An 18,715-nucleotide genomic window follows, 5' to 3' on the forward strand; every position below is an offset into this window, starting at 1 on the left:
AGAAGCATGACCGCATATAAGTTATTAGTTATAATCCCATATTGATTGCGGTCATGCTTCGCCCCTACGGATATATTGGCCTTGCACCAGATGCAGCCCACGGCATTCCCGTGTTGTGTATTTCATCCGCCTCTGGAAACTCGCTATGCTGATTGTTTCAAGGCTGCGATCGCCCTGCCGATATATTCAGACACGGCTGAATCAAGTGCACCCTGGGAGACAACCTCTACTCCTTCCTGTTGATACATATTGTTGAGCGATCGCGCAATTTCGGCATTGCCTCCTGTGAATTCCTGAACCAGTTCTAGCCAGCGTCGAGCCAAGACTTGCACCGATTCGTCAGCCGTATCTGTGCCGTTTTCCATTTGAGTCCGAACCTGTTCGATGAGTTCTTGCCAATCTATTTGACTTTGCTGAATTCGTTCCTCGCCCAACAACTCCCGGCGTTGCTTGATGGTTTCTAACTGTTCTGGCGTGTAGTATTTCTCAAACATACAAATTGCCTCAATAGTTTGAATTAAATTTTCGACAGAAACCGATTCTGCCGATTGTAGACTGCTAGAAATCGACTCCAATCGGTTGAGCAATCGATGAGACAAATCAATCTGTTCTTTCAGACGCACTAGATGGAGTTGAATGATTTGCTGTAGCGAGAAATTGCGCTGTTCCAAACATTCTCGGATTTCCTCTAAGGAAAAGCCTATTTGTCGCAGCGATACGATTTGCTGCAAGCGGATAATGTCATTATTCGCATACAGCCGATAGCCTGTTTCAGTCCGCCCCGACGGCGAGAGTAAACCAATTTCTTCGTAGTAATGCAGTGTCCGCACGGAGACACCTGTTTGTTTTGCCAAATCGCCGACTTTCATCGCCAAGGGTGGCATAGCTTTTCTCCTTTCGGTTCAGAGTCGATCGCTCAATGAATCAATGAATCAATCGTAAAACCCTCACGTAGCGTCAGTGTCAAGGGGTGAAGCGAACCCCCCAGCGCCAACAATCTGGGCCACAGCAACCGCCGCTAAACCTGTGCCGGTAGCGATATCTAGAACTTGCTGGTGCGATCGCAATTTGGCTAATTCTACTAACCGAGTTGCCGCCCGTTTGTGAAATTCATTTTCGTAATCCGGACGGTTGTTAAAGTCATTCAGAATCTGCTGTTTGTAGGCACTTAGCGAGTCAGTCATGCCGAGTAATTGGTGGGATTTTTTACACACCTGGACGCAACTGGCAGAATATGGGAGTTAACGCTTAGGTATGTTGTTGCGCTTCAGCGATCTTTAAATCTATATGAAAGAGCGCAAAGAGAGCAACTACGTACCTTGTATCAACTTATCTGGCAACAAACATCTCAAAACTGGGATCGCGAAGCTCTAATCAGCTACAATCCAGTTTGGTAAAGAATTTTTACGAGCTAACTGCCCATTACAGCCTTTTGGGCCTGTATTACCCAACGTGACTGAAAATATGGATTTTGCTACTCTTGCAGCCCAGCTAAACGCTGGAACTATCTTACCCGAGGGAATTGTCATCATCACCCTCTTGGTGGTTCTCGTCGGCGATTTAATCGTAGGCCGCACTTCCTCGGCTTGGACTCCCTACGTTGCCGTTGCGGGTTTGCTAGCCGCCGTCGCTGCTTTGTGTTTGCAGTGGGATAACACTAACACTATCTCGTTTCTGGGCGGTTTTAACAGCGATGCCTTGAGTTTGGTGTTTCGCGGAATTATCGCTTTGACGGCGGCTGTCACTATTTTGATATCCGTGCGCTACGTACTGCAAACGGGTACTGCTTTAGCGGAATTTATCGGCATTTTGCTCAGCGCTACTTTGGGGGGAATGTTCCTCAGCGGCGCTGATGAATTGGTGATGATTTTTATTTCGTTGGAAACTCTGAGTATCTCGTCTTATTTGCTGACGGGTTACACAAAACGCGATCCGCGTTCCAATGAAGCTGCTTTGAAATATTTGTTAATTGGTGCATCTTCTTCGGCGGTGTTTCTCTACGGTATTTCACTGCTGTACGGATTGTCTGGCGGCCAAACTACTCTAAGTGCGATCGCAGCCAACCTTTCTACAGTTAATAATGGTGAATCTCTTGGTTTGGTGATTGCATTGATTTTTGCGATCGCCGGAATCGCCTTCAAAATCTCCGCAGTTCCCTTTCACCAGTGGACTCCAGACGTTTACGAAGGTTCGCCAACACCCGTTGTCGCCTTCCTTTCCGTCGGTTCCAAAGCCGCCGGTTTTGCCCTAGCCATTCGGTTATTAACCAGTGCATTCCCCGCACTTACCGAACAGTGGCACTTCGTATTTACAGCCTTAGCCATACTCAGCATGGTGTTGGGCAATGTAGTCGCCCTCGCCCAGACTAGCATGAAGCGGCTTTTAGCTTATTCGTCGATCGCCCAAGCCGGATTTGTAATGATTGGTTTAGTCGCAGGAACCGAAGCCGGTTACTCCAGCATGATATTTTATATGTTGGTTTACCTGTTCATGAACCTAGGCGCTTTCGCCTGCATCATCCTCTTCTCCCTGCGGACTGGAACCGACCAAATCAGCGAATACTCTGGTTTGTACCAAAAAGACCCGCTGCTAACATTAGCCTTAAGTATTTGCCTGCTTTCCCTCGGTGGAATTCCGCCCCTAGCTGGATTCTTCGGCAAAATTTATCTATTCTGGGCAGGCTGGCAAGCAGGACTTTACGGCTTAGTTATCCTGGGATTAATTACCAGCGTAGTTTCAATTTACTACTACATCCGCGTCGTCAAAATGATGGTAGTAAAAGAGCCTCAAGAAATGTCCGACGCAGTGAAAAATTATCCACCCGTTCGCTGGAACCTTCAGGGAATGCGGCCATTGCAAGTCAGCGTTGTACTCACCTTAGTTGCCACAACTTTGGCAGGAGTTTTATCGAATCCTTTGTTTAACTTGGCAAACGATTCTGTCACCAAAACTCCCATGCTGCAATCGGCATTAACTCGAATTGTACCAGTGGCGACTGCGAAAGTTGAATCAAATCTTTTATCTCGCAACGATTAATTTGCGCGAATTCTGAAAGATGATATAGCGCCTAACTGTAACAAGTTAGGCGCTTTTTATATCTAATAAATCGGCTCGTAGTGAGGACTTCAGTCCGCATCAAATCCTGAGGACTGAAGTCCTCACTACAAACTGTTCCTGTGATATAATATTAATTAAAATGTTAACTAGCTAATTAATATATAATGAGCAAAGAACACACCTATCGCATCCACACAGTTTGGACAGGTGCCAGTCAAGGTTATACTTCATCTTATGATGCCTATTCTCGCGAGTATACAATAAATATCGAGGGTAAGCCGCCCTTCGTGGGTTCAGCAGACCCAACTTTTCGAGGCGATGCTGCGCTGTACAATCCTGAAGACTTATTGGTAATGTCGCTGTCAGCTTGTCATATGTTGAGCTATCTCGCTTTGTGTGCTAGTGCTGGGATTCCGGTAATTTCTTACTCGGATGAAGCGACGGGCAAAATGACACAAAAAGATGGCAAAATTAGATTTACGGAGGTAATGCTACGTCCGAAAGTAACCATCGAAGCTGGTCACGATCTAGAAAAAGCACGAAACTTGCACGATAATGCACATCATGTTTGTTATATTGCGAATTCGGTAAATTTTCCCGTACTGAATGAAGCAACAGTTATTGAAGTCAATGGTTCCGAAGTCAAGAATTAAAAAATAGTCGCAATCCCTGAGGTGAAAATGTTAGTAAAAAATAAGCCCAAGTTTCATACAGCCGATGAGTACCGACAATTAGAAGAAGCTGCGGAGTTTAGAAATGAATATCGCGATGGAGAAATTGTAAAAATGACAGGTGGCACAATTAATCACAGCCAGATAATCGGTAATATTTATGCCTTCTTGAAATCTGCTTTACGGGGAAAGAATGCCAGACCATTTATGAGCGATTTGCGGTTGTGGATTCCTCGGTATCGACGCGGAACTTATCCAGATGTGATGGTAGTTGAAGGAGAATTAGTTTGCACAGAGGGACGGAAAGATGAAATACTCAATCCTGTGCTGATTGTAGAAGTGCTTTCTAAGTCTACTAAGGATTTCGATAAAGATGATAAGTTTCGGTTGTATCGATCGATTCCTGAATTCCGTGAATATGTGTTAGTCAATCAATCTGAGTTTTTAGTCACACAATATATTAAAAACGAATCGAATGATTGGTTATTTCGGGAATATGAGGGAGAATCAGCAATAGTTTCCTTCGCTGCGCTGGAAGTGCAAATGTCTATGAGCGATATTTATGAGTTGGTTGTATTTGAAACAGACGAGACAGAATTGCCTCAGTAATTTGGTTCGTAGTGAGGACTTTAGTCCTCATAAAATCTGAGGACTAAAGTCCTAACTACAAACAGCTATCAAGGAATAAGATTGCATGAATGTAATTTGGCTACTATTAAAAGCTTCTTGGTTGAATGTTTCCATCGCCATACTCACAGGCTTAATTAGCGGTGGTTGTAGCGCGCAGTTAATTGCTTTCATCAACCGCGCCATCAGCGATAATTCTAATCAGAATTTAGTCTGGTATTTTGCGGGATTGGCAGTTTTAGCCCTCGTCACCGGAGTTATCTCCCAATTTTTGTTAATCTACCTTTCTCAAGAAGCTGTTTACAATCTGCGGCTGAGTTTAAGCCGAGGGATTTTGTCTTCTCCTTTGCGACAGTTGGAAGAATTGGGCGCTAGTCGGTTGCTGGCTACTCTCACAGATGATGTAGGAACTCTTTCTAATACTATATTTTTGATTCCTTTTCTCTGCGTTGATATTGCCGTTGTTGTTGGGTGTTTGACTTATTTAAGTACGCTTTCGGGGGTTGTTTTTGCTGTTGTATTTGCTTTTTTAGCGCTGACAATTGGTACGGTACAGTTGCTACTCAACAAAATGCGGAAGTTTTTTGATTTGGCGCGGGCAGAACAAGATATATTGTTCAAGCATTTTCGCAGCATTACTGAAGGAATTAAGGAACTTAAACTGCATTCGTTGCGCCGTCAGGACTTTTTTGATGAAGAGTTACAGGTAAGCGCTGCTGATTCCCGCGATTACAATTTGCAGGCGCTGAATACCGCAGCAGTGGCGACGGGAGTCGGACAATTGCTATTTTTTATGCTAATTGGTTTGCTATTGTTTGCTGTCCCGAAATTTGTGGCAGTTTCTACGCCTGTTTTGTCAGCTTATATTCTGACAAGTACCTATTTGATGTCTCCGTTTCAGAATATTTTGCAGAGGTTGCCGGCTATTTTTCGGGCTAATACTTCTGTGGAGAAGATTGAGAGAATGGGATTGGCTTTGGCGAGTCAAGCTGAGATAACTGCTGCGGTTCAACCAGTTCAAACTGCTGATTGGAAAACGCTGGAGTTAAAGGAAACTACTCACAGCTATCCGGGAGATAGGGAAGATAGTAATTTTGTTTTGGGCGAAATAAGTTTAAAGTTTCATCCTGGTGAGTTGGTGTTTATCATGGGTGGAAATGGCAGCGGTAAGTCTACTTTTGCTAAGTTACTTACTGGTTTGTACATTCCTGAATCGGGAGAAATTCTCCTAGACGGACAGCCAATTACTGATGAGAATCGTGAGTGGTACAGGCAGCATTTTTCGGTTATTTTTTCTGATTTCTATTTGTTCGATCGCCTTTTGGGAATGACTAATCACGATTTGGACAGTCAGGCTGCTGAATATTTGCAAGAGTTTCATTTAGATCGTAAGGTTAAGGTGAGAGATGGGGTTTTGTCAACTACGGCTTTGTCTCAGGGACAGCGAAAACGGTTGGCTTTGCTGACGGCTTATTTGGAAGATAGGCCGATTTATTTGTTTGATGAGTGGGCTTCGGATCAAGACCCGTTTTTTCGGGATATTTTTTACAAGCAGTTGTTGCCGGAGTTGAAGCGCCGCGGAAAAACGGTGTTTGCGATTACTCACGACGATCGCTATTTCGATCTAGCCGATCGCGCAATTAAACTAGATTACGGTAAAATTGAGTATGACCGACAACATGGATAAGTACCGAATCGTCGCAACTTTGACTGAAAGTCAGGTTTCCGACTTGATGGATTTGTACAAAAACGAGTTTTGGTGCGACAAGCGGACGCGGGAGGATGTGGTGAGAATGCTGGCCGCGACTGATGTTATCATTGGTTTGGTCGATGAGGGCGATGGCGTCCCGCCCCGCAAGCTACGGCTAATTGGCTTTACCCGCATCATGACTGATTTTGTCTACAGAGGCACAATTTTGGATGTAATTGTCCACCCAACATACAGAAAGATGGGACTGGGTAAGGTGTTGATTGATGCAGTCTTAAATCATCCCCAACTGCAAGCCGTGGAGAATTTGTCTCTTAACTGTTTGCCGAAAATGATACCATTTTACAAACGCTGGGGTTTCACTGATGATATCGGTGAAATGAAGTTTATGCGAAAAATACGCTGAACTTAGTTTGTTCAAATCCCTAATTTTTCGCGAATTACTTCGGCTTTGAAACCTACTAAAACAGCCGTTCCATCTTTAACAAAAAGAGGACGTTTCAGCAGCATCGCATCTCTAGCAAAGGCTTCTACCCATTTTTCACTCGTCCACTCTTTCTTGTCGTCGCCCAAGGCGCGGTAAGATTGACCGGAAGTATTTCGCATTGGTTGAAAACCTAAAGTAGCTACCCAGTTGTGAATGGTTTCGCGAGTGGGTGGCTGTTCTTTTGTATTAATAAACTCGTAAGTGACATCGTTATCTTTGAGCCACTGGAAAGCTTTTTTGCAGGTTCCGCAGTTGGGAATTCCGTAAATTTGAACAGACATAATATTTGGGAATTGGGAATTGGGAATTGGGAATTGGGTCGAAAAGCATTGGGCATTGGAAGCAACAAATAACCAATAACCAATAACTAATAACTAATAACCAATAACTAATGACTGCTAACTAATCTAGCTTGTAGAACCCATTTTTGCACGCGATCGACTGAAGGAGTCAAGTCATTGCGCTGCATTGTCGCTACGTGGAGTCTGAGGATTTGTTGGTGCAGTCTCTCCACAGGCATTTGAGCCAATTGAGCGGCTGAAGCAACGCCTGCGTGCAGCAACAGCCCGCAATACTGACAGCCTACACTCGGAATTCGAGCCAACTCTGCCATTGCTACCCATTTATTAAGATGTTGAACGTTAATCTGTAATTGATGTGCTAGCAACACTTTTGCCGCCGGTGTTTTCGTCATCCGAATTAGTTGTGCGATGGTGGTGATGCCGCACTCTTCTAGTTGAGACTGGTTTGCGTTGCTCAATCCCGGCAAGTGTTCGATCGGCCAATCGCGTACTTGCACCGAAGTTTTAGAAGTTGTGTGAGAAGTTTTCATATTTTTTTCAGTGAATTTACTTATACTTTAAAGTCTAAAATATACGATCGTCAATAGAGGCTATTACTCATGTCACAAAATCAACAACAATCCGATCGACTAATTTTGCAGATCCCGGGTGTTCAATTCTTGCTGTATTGCTTGTGCAGTAGCATTTTCAGCCTTTCTATCCTGGCTGTATGCGAAGGTTCGTGGTGAACAAAATTAGGCCCAGGATGACGACAAAGACGATCGCAAACATAGCACTAAAGAGTCCAGCAAAAAAGAAAATAAAGATTAGACTTTCCCCCAAAATGGCTGCTAAATTTGTAGTTAGCACAAAAGTGCTGTAATGCATACAATCAAATGACTGAATTCCTTATTAAGAACCCAACTCAAGAGTATGAATTTTTACCCATGCAAATTACAAAAAGTGATGAATTGTTAAGAAATATTTTACACGAACGGCGGCAAAAACTGGCCAGTTTAATTGATTTTCCTGTAATTCTATGGTCTGGCCGCAGCATTCCTCGCAATTATCCGGCACTTGTTTATCCTTTTCGCGCCAGCAGTCACTTTCTATATTTTGCTGGTTTGCCGTTAGAAAATGCGGCGATTCGTTTAGAATCGGGCAAGTTAGAACTGTTCTTAGATGATGCAGATCCTGGTAGCACGCTTTGGCACGGGGAAATGCCGAAAAGAGCGGAAATTGCTGAACGAATTGGCGCTGATGCTGCTTTCCCCATGAGTGAGTTGAAAGCGCGAGGGACAAATGCAGCTACGATCGCCCTTCAGGATAGCTCGATTCGGTTGCAACAGTCGGATATTCTAGATCGCTCTTTAGCACCGTCCAAATCGCCAACCGGCATCGATCTAGAGTTAACTCAGGCGATCGTCTCGCTGCGCCTGAGCCACGATGCAGCCAGTTTGGTTGAATTGCGTCAAGCTGCCGCTGTCACCGTAGCAGCTCACAAAGCGGGCATGAGGGCAACTCCCACAGCTAAGATTGAAGCGGGTGTGCGGGCTGCGATGGAAAGTGTCATCATCTCGGAAAATATGACTTACGCCTACCCAAGTATTGTCACGGTGCACGGGGAAGTTTTACACAGCGAGCACTATCACAATCCGCTACAAGTAGGAGATTTGCTGTTAGCAGATGTCGGTGCAGAATCATCAATGGGATGGGCGGCTGATGTGACTCGCACTTGGCCGGTTTCTGGCAAGTTTTCTCCGACTCAAAGAGCGATTTATGATGTAGTTTTGGCAGCCCATGATGCTTGTATTGATAAAATTAGTCCGGGCGTGGAATATCAAGACATTCACCTGTTAGCTGCTCGAATCATGGCGGCAGGATTGGTCGATCTGGGTATTTTGCAAGGCAATGTTGACGATTTGGTAGAAATGGATGCTCACGCGCTGTTTTTTGTGCACGGAATCGGACATTTAATTGGTTTGGATGTTCACGATATGGAAGATTTGGGAGATTTGGCAGGCTATGAAGCGGGGAGAGTGAGAAGCAGTCGGTTTGGGCTGGGATTTTTGCGGCTGAATCGTGTTTTGCGATCGGGAATGCTGGTATCGATTGAACCGGGTTTTTACCAAGTTCCGGCTATCTTAAATAACCCAGAAACTCGCGCCAAATATGAAAAGTTCGTAAACTGGGACGAGTTGGGTAAATTTGCGGATGTCCGGGGGATACGCATTGAAGATGATATACTTGTGAGCGCAGGGGGTAGAGAAGTATTGACGGGGGAACTGCCAACAAAAGCTCTGGAGATTGAGGACTTAGTTGGGGTTACAGAACAGTCCAACAATAACGTGACAATTCGTGACGAAACTAGACATTTTCTGCAATTAGAGCAGCTAATGTCTAGTTTCACTCACAATCAAGGCAGCTAATTTATCAAGTTATGACGACTCTCACTTACTGTAAAGGATTACCAACTCCCGAAGCCGAACTTAACCCCGCAGGTTATACTGAATTTGAGTGTTTTTTAACGGCATTTTCAGGAGTGTTTTATCGAGCAACAATCGAGACGGTTAACCATTTATTAAATCGAGAAATCAAATTCAATAAATCTAGTTGGAATACTCATCTACAACAGACCTACGGCATCAGCAAACGTCATGCCAACGGAGTAATTGCTTTATCATTCGGCAAAGTAGATTCAGCATATAAAGCGAGAACTAGATATCTGTCCCAATTAGCATCTAGACTTAAATCCGCTGCATCTTGGTTAAAGGCAGCAGAACGTAAACTAAAAGGGGCCCAAAAGTTTTACGCCAAACGGCATTGGCAGCACTCTTCAAGCGGGTGTAATTTCCCCCTAGCGAGCGACAGGACAACTCGCAAGACCAACTGGTATCACCTGAAATTTGCCATCCACAACAAGAAAAGATACATCTACAAATTAACTCAAACCCTCGCCCACCTGAAAGTGGCACCACTGAGAGTCAAGGTCAACAAGCGTGAACTATTCATTGTGGGGTCGAAGGATGAAAGTTATGGCAATCAAGCTTGCCAGTGGGATGGCAAAAATCTGAAATTTAGAGTGCCTAATTGCCTGGAGGCTAAATTTGGCAAATATGTCACTTCAGCCATTGGTAATTTTGACAGAAATCTGAATCGATTGCCTTCGGTGGGTGCTAAAACCTGGCACTTTTACCGCCAGGACAACCGTTGGGTAGTAGCAGTACAATTTACCCCATTACCAGTAAAACAAGTAAGCCGAGCCATCGAGCACGGTTGCATTGGCATTGACCTCAATCCGAGTTCGATTGGTTGGGCATATATCGACGGTCAAGGTAATTTAAGATCGAGAGGTAAAATAGCTCTGCAAATGGGTTTACCTCGCGGCAAACAAGATGCTCAAATTGTAGGTGCTATCTTGCAGCTAGCCCAATTAGCTACTGCGTTTGCTTGCCCAATTGTTTGCGAATCATTAGATTTTACTGGTAAGAAATCACAGTTAAGGGAGAAAGGAAGAAAATATGCTCGGATGCTATCGAACTGGGCTTACAGTCGTTTTTATCAGCTTTTGGAGTCGATTTTATCCAATAGAGGCATTTCGTTATTTACTCGCAATCCGGCTTACACCAGTTTAATCGGATTGGTTAAATACGCTCGGATGTATGGGTTGTCCTCGGATATTAGTGCTGCAATAGCTATTGCTAGAAGAGGAATGAATGGAAGTGAAAGATTGCCGCGCCCCGTGTCCGCCTATCTGGGGGTGAACCCCAGAAAGCACGTATGGGGCGCTTGGTACCAATTTAATATGTTTATCGGTCGGTGTTCGGTAGTCAATCGCAGACATGATTACTATCGAGTCTCTAACTGGGGGCCACTGGTTAAGGCTGATGTCGAGCAGTGATGTCGGGCATCAGCCAAGCACCAGCGCGTTAGTGGTTATCGACTCAAAGTTACACCGCAGACTTATACTGGGATCCAAATTACCTGTGGGTAGGTTTGTCCAGGTTTTTGGAAGCGGTAAGTGCATAGGTATCGATCGCCAAAAGTGCGATCGGGAGCATCTCAATTTTTGCAAAAAGTATTTTTTTTACAGTGCTGTGCTGGCTCGCGTGCTATACATGGCACGAGAACTCTTGAAATGCACGACAAATGCAAAACTGAGATGCTCGCGCGTGCGATCGCCCGCAGTTCCATCATGTGTGATCACCATAAATAAATATGAATAAAGCTTGGCAAATCGGTCTGTTTGTGTTCGTTGAAAAACTAGCGATGCAAGTCCAAAAATTTGCAGCACGGAGACTGGCGCGCATTTTTCGGACAAAAAGTGTAGTCGCACCGCCACCGATGCAATCTGCACCTTTGCCTAGCAATGAAGCAGACAGGCTAAAAGCACTTAACCGCTACAATATTCTCGATACAGATGCCGAAGCAGCTTTTGATGACTTAACAGCTTTAGCATCCTATATTTGCGGCACTCCTATTGCTTTAGTCAGCTTAGTAGATACTAACAGACAGTGGTTTAAATCAAAAGTCGGTCTTGCCGCAACAGAAACTCCCAGAGAGATAGCATTTTGCTCTCACGCTATTTTAAATCCCAACGAATTGCTAGTTATACCTAATGCTATGGAAGACGATCGCTTTGCCAGCAATCCGCTAGTAACTTCCGATCCAAATATTAGGTTTTATGCTGGGGCGCCGTTAGTAACTCCTGAGGGTTTCCCCATTGGCACTTTGTGCGCGATAGATACAGTTCCTCGCCATCTCACCCCAGAACAACTAGAAGCCCTGCGGACTTTAGGCAGGCAAGTTATTAGCCAAATGGAGTTGCGAATTAATTATGCTAAATTAAAGCGGGCGCAACTCAGGCACAAACAAGTAGAAGCAAAACTCCGTTCTAATGACGAGCAAATTGTCAATTTTTTAGAAGGAATGAGTGATGCTTTTTTTGCTCTAGATCCCCAGTGGCGATTTACTTACGTCAATTATAAAGCATCGCAATTTTTGCAGCGCGAGCCGGAAGAACTTTTTGGGAAGAATTTTTGGGAAGAGTATCCAGATTTAGTAAATTCGGTATTTTATAAAGAGTCTCATGAAGCTGTCTCTAAACAAGTCGGAGTAACTTTTGACAAATATTATCATCCATTAAAAGTCTGGTTGGAAGTCAGGGCTTTTCCTTCTCACGATGGCCTTTCTGTATTCTTTCACGATATCACCAAGCGCAAGCAGATGGAATCTGCTCTCAGAAAAGAACAGAAAAAAACAGAGAGTTTGCTGCTAAATATTTTGCCAGAAGCTATTGCAGATAGGTTGAAGCACGAACCGGGAGTAATTGCGGACAAGTTTGAACAAGCTACAATTCTTTTCGCTGACTTGGTGAATTTTACTCAAATTTCTACTACGATGTCCGCCACAAAATTGGTATACTTACTAAATGAAATTTTTTCAACGTTTGACCAACTGACTGACAAGCACGGGTTGGAAAAAATTAAGACAATCGGGGACGCTTATATGGTAGTAGGTGGCATTCCCATTGAACGCCCAGATCACGCAGAGGCGATCGCCGAAATGGCACTGGATATGCTAGCGGCAATTCAGGAATTAAATGTGAAGCTAGACTCGAGTTTTGAAATCCGCATCGGAATTAATAGCGGCCCGGTGGTAGCGGGGGTAATCGGTACTAAAAAATTCATTTACGATTTGTGGGGAAATGCGGTGAATACAGCCAGCCGCATGGAATCTCACGGCATCCCCGGCAGCATTCAAGTTAGTATCTATACTTACGAGTTGCTGCGGGATAAATATGAATTTGAAGAGCGGGGCTTGATTGAGATTAAGGGTAAAGGGGAAATGCGGACTTATTTTCTGAATGGCATAAAAACAGCAAGCGAGATGGAAATAGTCAGAGAGTAAATTAAATTAAGTGCAGTATGGTGCCTAGAAGGTGTGTCAGCTTGGCAAATTTTTGCGACAAATTCACAATCTCATTCTGAGGCACAATTTGTTAGCTCGTGCGTCAGAATGAGATTGGGAGTGAGGATTCAGAATTATTTTTGCTGGCGCACCCTACGGCTAAGACTTGAAAGTACGTGAACAATCAGGCTCGATCGCAAACCAAGCAAAACCGCCGTCGCAGAGGAACCAAATCAGATTATGCTATATGCAGAGATATCCCGGCAATCCCATGTGCCGTATATAGATCCTATAAAAATATTAACTTAAAGTCGTCGGAGCCTTTAATATGGTTCAGTTTCATATTCAAACAGATAGCGAGATCCCCGCATCTACGCAATTATTCAATCAAATCAGGTTTGCGATCGCCTCGCGCCAGTTTCCGCCCGGGCACCGCTTGCCCAGCACCAGACAACTAGCGATGCAGACGGGTTTGCACCGCAACACCATCAGCAAAGTATACCGACAACTCGAAAATACCGGACTCGTAGAAGCTCAAGCCGGATCGGGTATATACGTCCGCGCCCAAGGCCACGAAGGCGGCAGCAAACTCAAATCCCCGATCCTCGAAGAATATCCCCTTGCCAATAAAATAGTGCAAGAGAGTATGGATCAACTGCTGGGAGAAGGCTGTACGCTCAACCAAGCGAGGGAATTATTTTTGGCCGAAATAGACTGGCGGCTCCGGTGCAGCGCCCGAGTGGTCGTCACAGCCCCCACAGAAGACATCGGCGTGGGCGAGTTGATGGCAAAAGAACTGGAACAAGCTTTGCGGATTCCCATCCAGTTAGTGGCGATGGAAGAGTTAGGTAGTTTTCTGGATAAAATCACTGCGGGCACTGTAATCACCAGTCGTTATTTTATCGGACAAGCGGAATTGATTTCGGCGCCGCGTTCGGTGCGAGTGATTCCCGTAGACATCTATGATTATGTTCAGGAAATTCAGTTAGTGGGGAGTTTGCCGAAGGACAGTTATTTGGGTATTGTCAGTCTGAGTTCGGGAATGTTGCGATCGACTGAAGTGATTATTCACAGTCTCCGGGGCGAGGATTTGCTGGTGATGACGGCTTTGCTGTCGGATGCTTACAAGATTAACTCGATCGTGCGATCGGCTAGAACTATTTTCTGCGACCAACCGAGTTTTGCTACAGTAAAAGCTGCCATTAACGCCGCCAGAGAGGATATTATTCGTCCTCCGCAACTGGTATGCTCCGAAAATTACATCGGCTCTAAGTCGATTAATTTGCTCAAGCGCGAGTTGGGTTTGGGGTAAATCAGTTGACAGTTGACCTGTGACAGTTGGCAGTGGGCAGTTGACAGTTGACAGTTGGCAGTTGACAGTTGTAGGGGGAGTGGATGGTGCGGGCCTGCCCTCTTAGTTGACAGTTGACAGTTGACAGTTGGTAGTTGTGATTTGTTATTCCAATAACCAATAACCAGTAACCAGTAACCAATAACCAATAACCAATAACCAATAACCAATAACTAATAACCAATAATCCATGCCAATTGAAATCCAACCTTCAATTAATGTTAAAACAGCGATCGAAAGCCGGCGGGCCGCCCGCAGCTTCAAACCCGATCGAATTCCCCCAGCAATATTGGCAGAGATTTTGCGCTTGGGAGTGCGATCGCCCTCGGGTTATAATTTACAGCCTTGGCGGTTTATTGTACTTAAAGATCCAGCCAGTAAAGAAAAATTAAAAGCTTGTGCCTTCGACCAGCGACAAGTGGTAGAAGCCCCAATCGTGTTAATCTGTTGTGGCGATCGGCGCGCCGCCCAACCGGAAAACACCGAAGCCGTCATCGAATTGGGCAAAGCCGTAGGTGGAATGAACGAGAATTTAGCTAGTTATATGCGACAAGCAATCCCCCAATTGTTCGAGAACCATCCCTGCTTTGAGTCCGTAGAAGCTTGGACAAACAGACATACAATGCTCGCAGTAGCTCATTTAATGATTGCAGCTAAAAGCTTTGGAGTAGACAGTTGTCCTATGGAAGGTTTTGTCGCAGCTAAGGTAAAAGAAGCCTTTCAAATTCCCGCAGAAGTAGATGTGTGCTGTTTGCTGCCGCTTGGTTATGCAGCAGAACCTTTCAAACAATACGGCGGTCGTTTTGACGTGACTCAAGTTTATTTCAGCGAAAGTTATGGAGAGGCCTTGCAAGTTGAGATTTGAGAGTTAAGATTTGAAAGTTGAGATTTGAGACTTAAGATTGGGTGCATCTGGTTTTGGCAAATATCCGTAGGGGCGAAGCATGACCGCAGTCAATATAAGATAATAACTAATAACTTATATGCGGTCATGCTTCGCCCTCTTTCAAAACCAGATGCACCCTTAAGATTTGCCAGAGTTGGTGCATACCAGAAGGAAGAAGGCAGAAGGAAGAAGGCAGAAAAGCAATGGTTTGAGCAATTAAGAACTTTCTAATCGTCTTGACGATTTTTATAAGTTCAAAAAAAGCTGAAATTCCGATAATTTCTTCAAACTAAAATTTCAAGTGTGGTGATAGTAGACAGAGGAGCAAAATATGACAGTAGCAGCGCGACAAAGCAAGGCACAAATTCTAGAAGTAGAGTTGCAAAAGCACTTGCAAGCAGCCGGATTTAAAAATTTACCGCTTTATATTAGTTGCGAGTTTCGAGATGACTCTTTAACAGTTGTGGGAGAACACCCGCGCAGTTTAGTTCTCAAAGCTAAACCGACTTTTGCGGTACTAGAAGCAGCAATTCTCGAAATAGAGCCGGAATCGATTCAACAGATTGGACTTTGCCTCAAAATCACCGGGCAAAAACAGCCTTATGCTTTCCATTCTTTTACCATGCACAACCCTGTTTTGTCAAGACCCAGAACAGTGGAAGTGCTGAAAAAACCCGAGAAGAAACCCGCAGCAGAAACTGGGATAGTTTTAGCAGAAAATGCTGCTGAGACGGCGGATGTAGCGGAGGAGATGCCGTTAGAAACGGATGTTAAAAATGCGGGTAGTGATGAATATTTCCCTAATTTTTCGGAGAGTTCCAGCGATTCCGATCCGATCGCCTTTAAGGTAGCTGCAATCAATCCAGATATCGCAGAAAATCCCTTCGATGCGCTGGATATGGAAGCGGTAACAGTCACCGAAACGCCGAAGACTTCACCGTTTACGATGTTGGTGGCGGCCGGAATGGTAAGTCTGGTGGCGGTGATTTTGGCGGGCGGTTATTACCTGCTGAGTCGGCCCTGCGTCATCGGAGAATGTACTGCATTAGCCAATGCCAAACAGTTGAGCGACAATTCGGCGAAGACTCTGAAAACTTCCAAGGTTGCTAGCAGCCCAGAAGAGGCGCAGGAACAGTTAAAACAGGCGATCGCACTTTTGGAACCAATTCCGGCTTGGTCAGTTCATCGCGGTGAGGCTCAAACTGCGATCGAAAAATATCAGGAGCAAAGTCAAAATATCACATCTGCGATCGATGCAGCGCGCCTCGCACAGTCCGCAGCCGGGAAAACCAAAAATCCGCCTGTTTCCGAACAGAACTTGCAGCAAGCCGAAACATTGTGGCAAAGTGCGATCGCCCAACTCGGAGAAATCCCCACAAGCAGCCCAGTTTATTCCTACGCTCAAAGAAAGGCGAAGGAATACCGGAAGAATTTAGCCACTGGAAATCGGCAATTAGGCACAGAAAAACAAGCCGAAAAATTGTTGCTCGCCGCCAAAAGTGCAGCCCAAATAGCAGAAGCTCGGGAAGCAGTAGCTCAGACAGCACAAACATGGGGACAAGTGCAGGCAGGTTGGGAAAAAGCCCTAGGAATCATATCAGAAATTCCCGGGAACACGCAATCCTATCAACTAGGTAGATTGCTAGTTCCCAAATACGAAACCAAGCTTTCACAAGCTCGCGAGCGCCGAAATGTCGAAGGAATTTCGGAAAATGCCTACACTCAAGCTGTGACTTTAGCAGCGGAAGCTCGAATTTTTGAAGGCAAAAACGGCTGGTTTAAAGCATCCGAAAACTGGCGAAGAGCTTTGAGTTACGCCGAGCAAGTTCCGGCGGCTACTTCCTATTCCCAAAAAGCCAAGCCGCTGATTGAATCCTATACAACATCATTGCAGCAAGCGGAAGTTAAGTTGCGGGAAGAAAGAAACTTGCAAAAAGCACGCACGGATTTAGATAGAACTTGCAAAGGCAATCCGAAAATTTGCGATTATACAGTTAGCAATGGTTTGATTGCGGTGCAGATGAATTCTGATTACGTGCAGAAGTTGCAACAAACTTTCATTCAGGCGAATAACAATAATTCTGTGAAGAGTCGCCAAGCTGTGGAAAAGCACGTTGCTACTTTGCAAAAGGCCTTGGAGGCGATCGCGGAAAATGCAAAAATTCCCATGCAGGTTTACGATGCCGAAGGCAAGCGGATTGCGAGTCACGAACCGAAGTAGAACATACGCTGAGAAATCTCGCTTTGATGCGAGGCCAGATCCCCCTAAATCCCCCTTAGGTCGCAGGGTGGATTAATTGTCGAGAGGTTAAATCAAGGCTATGAAGGCTATTGACTGACATCATGCGAGGCATTTAACAGGTTTATCTGAACTAGATAAATCAAAAAGTAACTCACTCAAATCTTCAACTTGATTAGCCATTAATCTTAAAGCTTCTGGAAAAGTATGAGTACATTTTATGCGAGCCAATGAAACCAAGAATTGTCTAATTATTGCCCAATTAACAGGTGCATTACCACCACAACGAATATCGTTATCCTCGTTTAACGTCACATCTTTAACCCAATGCAGCCTGTTTTAAATCAACCAGTGACCACGAATAGCATCAGCAAATTCACTGGCTGACCAATCCAGACTACTTAAATAATAGTGTACTTCATCGAAATTAATCAGATGGCGACGACTTTTTTTCCCTCCCATCGAGTCCCATATCTCCTGACCACAATTATATGTTTTGCACCCGCCTTCATTGGCAATAATTCAGGTGGAATTGGATAAATTTTGGTCTGGCGAGTTGTGGTGCGTCCATGTGCAGATTCAGAAACTTCATTTTCGTCAGATGCTCTAGTAGAACTGACTAATTTCTTGGCAGATTTAAACAGATTTAATTGATTCTTTTTGAGCGTAACTATGTAGTCATTACCACTCTTAATAATTAAGACAAGCGTTTTTTTTGACAGTGCAGTGCATGGAGGGTAATTACTACTTTTTTACCGGAGAGTTCTTGAACTAGGGCGTCGGTTCAGTATTAAGAGTTGACAAGAAAAGAGATGTATGCAATTACCCGGTCAATGAGTTAGACTCTACGCCCGGTTTAATTGGCAGAACCTTATCCATTCGAGCAATGACATGAAGATTATGGACAACAGCGACTCGCCGTAAATCGAAGAGATTTTTCCGCAGCCCTATATAGCGAGCACGGTTCCCCTGCCAATGGCCAATATGAGCCAGAGAGTGTTCAACTGTAGTACGTTTTCTCAATTCTTGGCGACCAATAGCAGTCGATTGACGTGCTCTCAACTCTTGCATTAAGGCTTCATCAGGATGAATTGATACACTACGTCCTCTTTTACTGTTTGTACAGTCTTTTCTCAGAGGACAAATGGCACATTCACTCAAAGGAAAATGAACAGTTTTTCCGGGTTCAAATGGGATACTTACCTGATTGGGACAGCTAATTAAATGCGTATCCCAGTCAAGAAAAAAAGAATTTTTATCAAACCGTCCAGAATTTTTGACCGGCCACGCCTTACAAAATATCTGTAATTTATCATCCCGTTGTGTCACCCAATGACTAGATAAATAAGCCCGGTCAATATGTAACTGGGAGGCTCTTCTGGAGTCAAGGTGATAAGCAAACCTAATCAGAAAAGCAAGCTAATAGCCTTGCTCGAAAGTTATCAAAGTTCATAAAGCCATAGGCTTGTCGCTTAATCAACTTAATTCGATTGTTAAT

Annotated in this window: 17 protein-coding genes and 1 pseudogene; 11 read left to right on the forward strand and 7 right to left on the reverse strand. The window is 44.5% G+C overall.

Features of this window, described 5'->3' with window-relative positions; genetic code table 11:
- Positions 1 to 143: 143 nt before the first annotated feature.
- Entirely contained in the window at positions 144 to 884 is a 741-nt protein-coding gene (locus tag QZ938_RS24320) for a MerR family transcriptional regulator (protein ID WP_293353805.1), read from the reverse strand.
- 63 nt (positions 885 to 947) lie between these two features.
- Positions 948 to 1,184, reverse strand: a complete 237-nt coding sequence (locus tag QZ938_RS24325; protein WP_293154742.1) for a hypothetical protein — start codon at positions 1,182 to 1,184, stop codon at positions 948 to 950.
- Between the two features lie 280 nt (positions 1,185 to 1,464).
- On the opposite strand from QZ938_RS24325, the gene QZ938_RS24330 reads away from it, so the two are divergent.
- The 5 genes from QZ938_RS24330 (at position 1,465) to QZ938_RS24350 (ending at position 6,469) form a co-directional block, all read left to right on the forward strand.
- Positions 1,465 to 3,036, forward strand: coding sequence for an NAD(P)H-quinone oxidoreductase subunit N (locus QZ938_RS24330; RefSeq protein ID WP_293353803.1), 1,572 nt, complete (start codon positions 1,465 to 1,467; stop codon positions 3,034 to 3,036).
- 185 nt (positions 3,037 to 3,221) lie between these two features.
- Positions 3,222 to 3,710: an OsmC family protein gene (locus QZ938_RS24335; RefSeq protein ID WP_293353801.1), complete on the forward strand. Its 489-nt coding sequence runs from the start codon at positions 3,222 to 3,224 to the stop codon at positions 3,708 to 3,710.
- A 27-nt stretch (positions 3,711 to 3,737) separates the two neighbouring features.
- Positions 3,738 to 4,337 (forward strand): Uma2 family endonuclease, encoded by a 600-nt coding sequence (locus tag QZ938_RS24340; RefSeq protein WP_293154733.1) that lies wholly within the window; start codon positions 3,738 to 3,740, stop codon positions 4,335 to 4,337.
- Positions 4,338 to 4,422: 85 nt separating this feature from the next.
- Positions 4,423 to 6,042 carry a cyclic peptide export ABC transporter gene (locus QZ938_RS24345; RefSeq protein ID WP_293353799.1) on the forward strand — a complete coding sequence of 540 codons (1,620 nt, stop codon included), beginning with the start codon at positions 4,423 to 4,425 and terminating at the stop codon, positions 6,040 to 6,042.
- Entirely contained in the window at positions 6,023 to 6,469 is a 447-nt protein-coding gene (locus tag QZ938_RS24350) for a GNAT family N-acetyltransferase (RefSeq protein ID WP_293353797.1), read from the forward strand. Before QZ938_RS24345 ends, QZ938_RS24350 begins: the two co-directional genes overlap by 20 nt.
- An 11-nt stretch (positions 6,470 to 6,480) precedes the next feature.
- On the opposite strand, the gene QZ938_RS24355 is transcribed toward QZ938_RS24350, so the two are convergent.
- Positions 6,481 to 6,831 carry a Spx/MgsR family RNA polymerase-binding regulatory protein gene (locus QZ938_RS24355; RefSeq protein ID WP_293353795.1) on the reverse strand — a complete coding sequence of 117 codons (351 nt, stop codon included), beginning with the start codon at positions 6,829 to 6,831 and terminating at the stop codon, positions 6,481 to 6,483.
- 107 nt (positions 6,832 to 6,938) lie between these two features.
- Positions 6,939 to 7,382, reverse strand: a complete 444-nt coding sequence (locus QZ938_RS24360; RefSeq protein ID WP_293154719.1) for a DUF4332 domain-containing protein — start codon at positions 7,380 to 7,382, stop codon at positions 6,939 to 6,941.
- A gap of 396 nt (positions 7,383 to 7,778) precedes the next feature.
- On the opposite strand from QZ938_RS24360, the gene QZ938_RS24365 reads away from it, so the two are divergent.
- Both QZ938_RS24365 and QZ938_RS24370 read left to right on the forward strand, forming a co-directional pair.
- Positions 7,779 to 9,260, forward strand: a complete 1,482-nt coding sequence (locus tag QZ938_RS24365) for an aminopeptidase P family protein (protein WP_293353841.1) — start codon at positions 7,779 to 7,781, stop codon at positions 9,258 to 9,260.
- A gap of 11 nt (positions 9,261 to 9,271) precedes the next feature.
- Positions 9,272 to 10,732: a hypothetical protein gene (locus tag QZ938_RS24370; protein WP_293353793.1), complete on the forward strand. Its 1,461-nt coding sequence runs from the start codon at positions 9,272 to 9,274 to the stop codon at positions 10,730 to 10,732.
- A 186-nt stretch (positions 10,733 to 10,918) separates the two neighbouring features.
- On the opposite strand, the gene QZ938_RS24375 is transcribed toward QZ938_RS24370, so the two are convergent.
- On the reverse strand, positions 10,919 to 11,041 hold the full coding sequence (locus tag QZ938_RS24375) for a hypothetical protein (protein ID WP_293154713.1): 123 nt from the start codon (positions 11,039 to 11,041) through the stop codon (positions 10,919 to 10,921).
- Positions 11,042 to 11,049: 8 nt separating this feature from the next.
- Here QZ938_RS24375 and QZ938_RS24380 point away from each other — a divergent pair, with 8 nt between their 5' ends.
- The 4 genes from QZ938_RS24380 to QZ938_RS24395 all read left to right on the forward strand — a co-directional run bounded on the left by QZ938_RS24380 (position 11,050) and on the right by QZ938_RS24395 (position 17,199).
- Entirely contained in the window at positions 11,050 to 12,741 is a 1,692-nt protein-coding gene (locus QZ938_RS24380; RefSeq protein ID WP_293154710.1) for an adenylate/guanylate cyclase domain-containing protein, read from the forward strand.
- 328 nt (positions 12,742 to 13,069) lie between these two features.
- Positions 13,070 to 14,053: a GntR family transcriptional regulator gene (locus QZ938_RS24385; RefSeq protein ID WP_293154707.1), complete on the forward strand. Its 984-nt coding sequence runs from the start codon at positions 13,070 to 13,072 to the stop codon at positions 14,051 to 14,053.
- A 229-nt stretch (positions 14,054 to 14,282) separates the two neighbouring features.
- Entirely contained in the window at positions 14,283 to 14,957 is a 675-nt protein-coding gene (locus QZ938_RS24390; RefSeq protein WP_293353791.1) for a nitroreductase family protein, read from the forward strand.
- Between the two features lie 352 nt (positions 14,958 to 15,309).
- Positions 15,310 to 17,199, forward strand: coding sequence for a hypothetical protein (locus QZ938_RS24395; protein ID WP_293353789.1), 1,890 nt, complete (start codon positions 15,310 to 15,312; stop codon positions 17,197 to 17,199).
- 840 nt (positions 17,200 to 18,039) lie between these two features.
- Here the strand turns inward: QZ938_RS24395 and QZ938_RS24400 are convergent.
- Positions 18,040 to 18,585 (reverse strand): annotated as a pseudogene (locus tag QZ938_RS24400) (transposase); the annotation flags it as partial.
- A 34-nt stretch (positions 18,586 to 18,619) separates the two neighbouring features.
- Positions 18,620 to 18,715, reverse strand: coding sequence for a transposase (locus QZ938_RS33130; RefSeq protein ID WP_367181854.1), 96 nt, complete (start codon positions 18,713 to 18,715; stop codon positions 18,620 to 18,622).

This window comes from Microcoleus sp. CAWBG27 (assembly GCF_020883145.1).
In the GTDB taxonomy this organism is placed as follows: domain Bacteria; phylum Cyanobacteriota; class Cyanobacteriia; order Cyanobacteriales; family Microcoleaceae; genus Microcoleus.

Excerpts from the sequence above, each read along its gene's own strand:
- QZ938_RS24335 (WP_293353801.1), top strand. The coding sequence starts at position 3,222 with ATGAGCAAAGAACACACCTATCGCATCCACACAGTTTGGACAGGTGCC.
- QZ938_RS24325 (WP_293154742.1), bottom strand. The coding sequence starts at position 1,184 with ATGACTGACTCGCTAAGTGCCTACAAACAGCAGATTCTGAATGACTTT.
- QZ938_RS24375 (WP_293154713.1), bottom strand. The coding sequence starts at position 11,041 with ATGGTGATCACACATGATGGAACTGCGGGCGATCGCACGCGCGAGCAT.
- QZ938_RS24350 (WP_293353797.1), top strand. The coding sequence starts at position 6,023 with ATGACCGACAACATGGATAAGTACCGAATCGTCGCAACTTTGACTGAA.
- QZ938_RS24355 (WP_293353795.1), bottom strand. The coding sequence starts at position 6,831 with ATGTCTGTTCAAATTTACGGAATTCCCAACTGCGGAACCTGCAAAAAA.
- QZ938_RS24345 (WP_293353799.1), top strand. The coding sequence starts at position 4,423 with ATGAATGTAATTTGGCTACTATTAAAAGCTTCTTGGTTGAATGTTTCC.
- QZ938_RS24340 (WP_293154733.1), top strand. The coding sequence starts at position 3,738 with ATGTTAGTAAAAAATAAGCCCAAGTTTCATACAGCCGATGAGTACCGA.
- QZ938_RS24390 (WP_293353791.1), top strand. The coding sequence starts at position 14,283 with ATGCCAATTGAAATCCAACCTTCAATTAATGTTAAAACAGCGATCGAA.
- QZ938_RS24380 (WP_293154710.1), top strand. The coding sequence starts at position 11,050 with ATGAATAAAGCTTGGCAAATCGGTCTGTTTGTGTTCGTTGAAAAACTA.
- QZ938_RS24330 (WP_293353803.1), top strand. The coding sequence starts at position 1,465 with ATGGATTTTGCTACTCTTGCAGCCCAGCTAAACGCTGGAACTATCTTA.
- QZ938_RS24320 (WP_293353805.1), bottom strand. The coding sequence starts at position 884 with ATGCCACCCTTGGCGATGAAAGTCGGCGATTTGGCAAAACAAACAGGT.
- QZ938_RS24360 (WP_293154719.1), bottom strand. The coding sequence starts at position 7,382 with ATGAAAACTTCTCACACAACTTCTAAAACTTCGGTGCAAGTACGCGAT.
- QZ938_RS24365 (WP_293353841.1), top strand. The coding sequence starts at position 7,779 with ATGCAAATTACAAAAAGTGATGAATTGTTAAGAAATATTTTACACGAA.
- QZ938_RS24370 (WP_293353793.1), top strand. The coding sequence starts at position 9,272 with ATGACGACTCTCACTTACTGTAAAGGATTACCAACTCCCGAAGCCGAA.
- QZ938_RS24395 (WP_293353789.1), top strand. The coding sequence starts at position 15,310 with ATGACAGTAGCAGCGCGACAAAGCAAGGCACAAATTCTAGAAGTAGAG.
- QZ938_RS24385 (WP_293154707.1), top strand. The coding sequence starts at position 13,070 with ATGGTTCAGTTTCATATTCAAACAGATAGCGAGATCCCCGCATCTACG.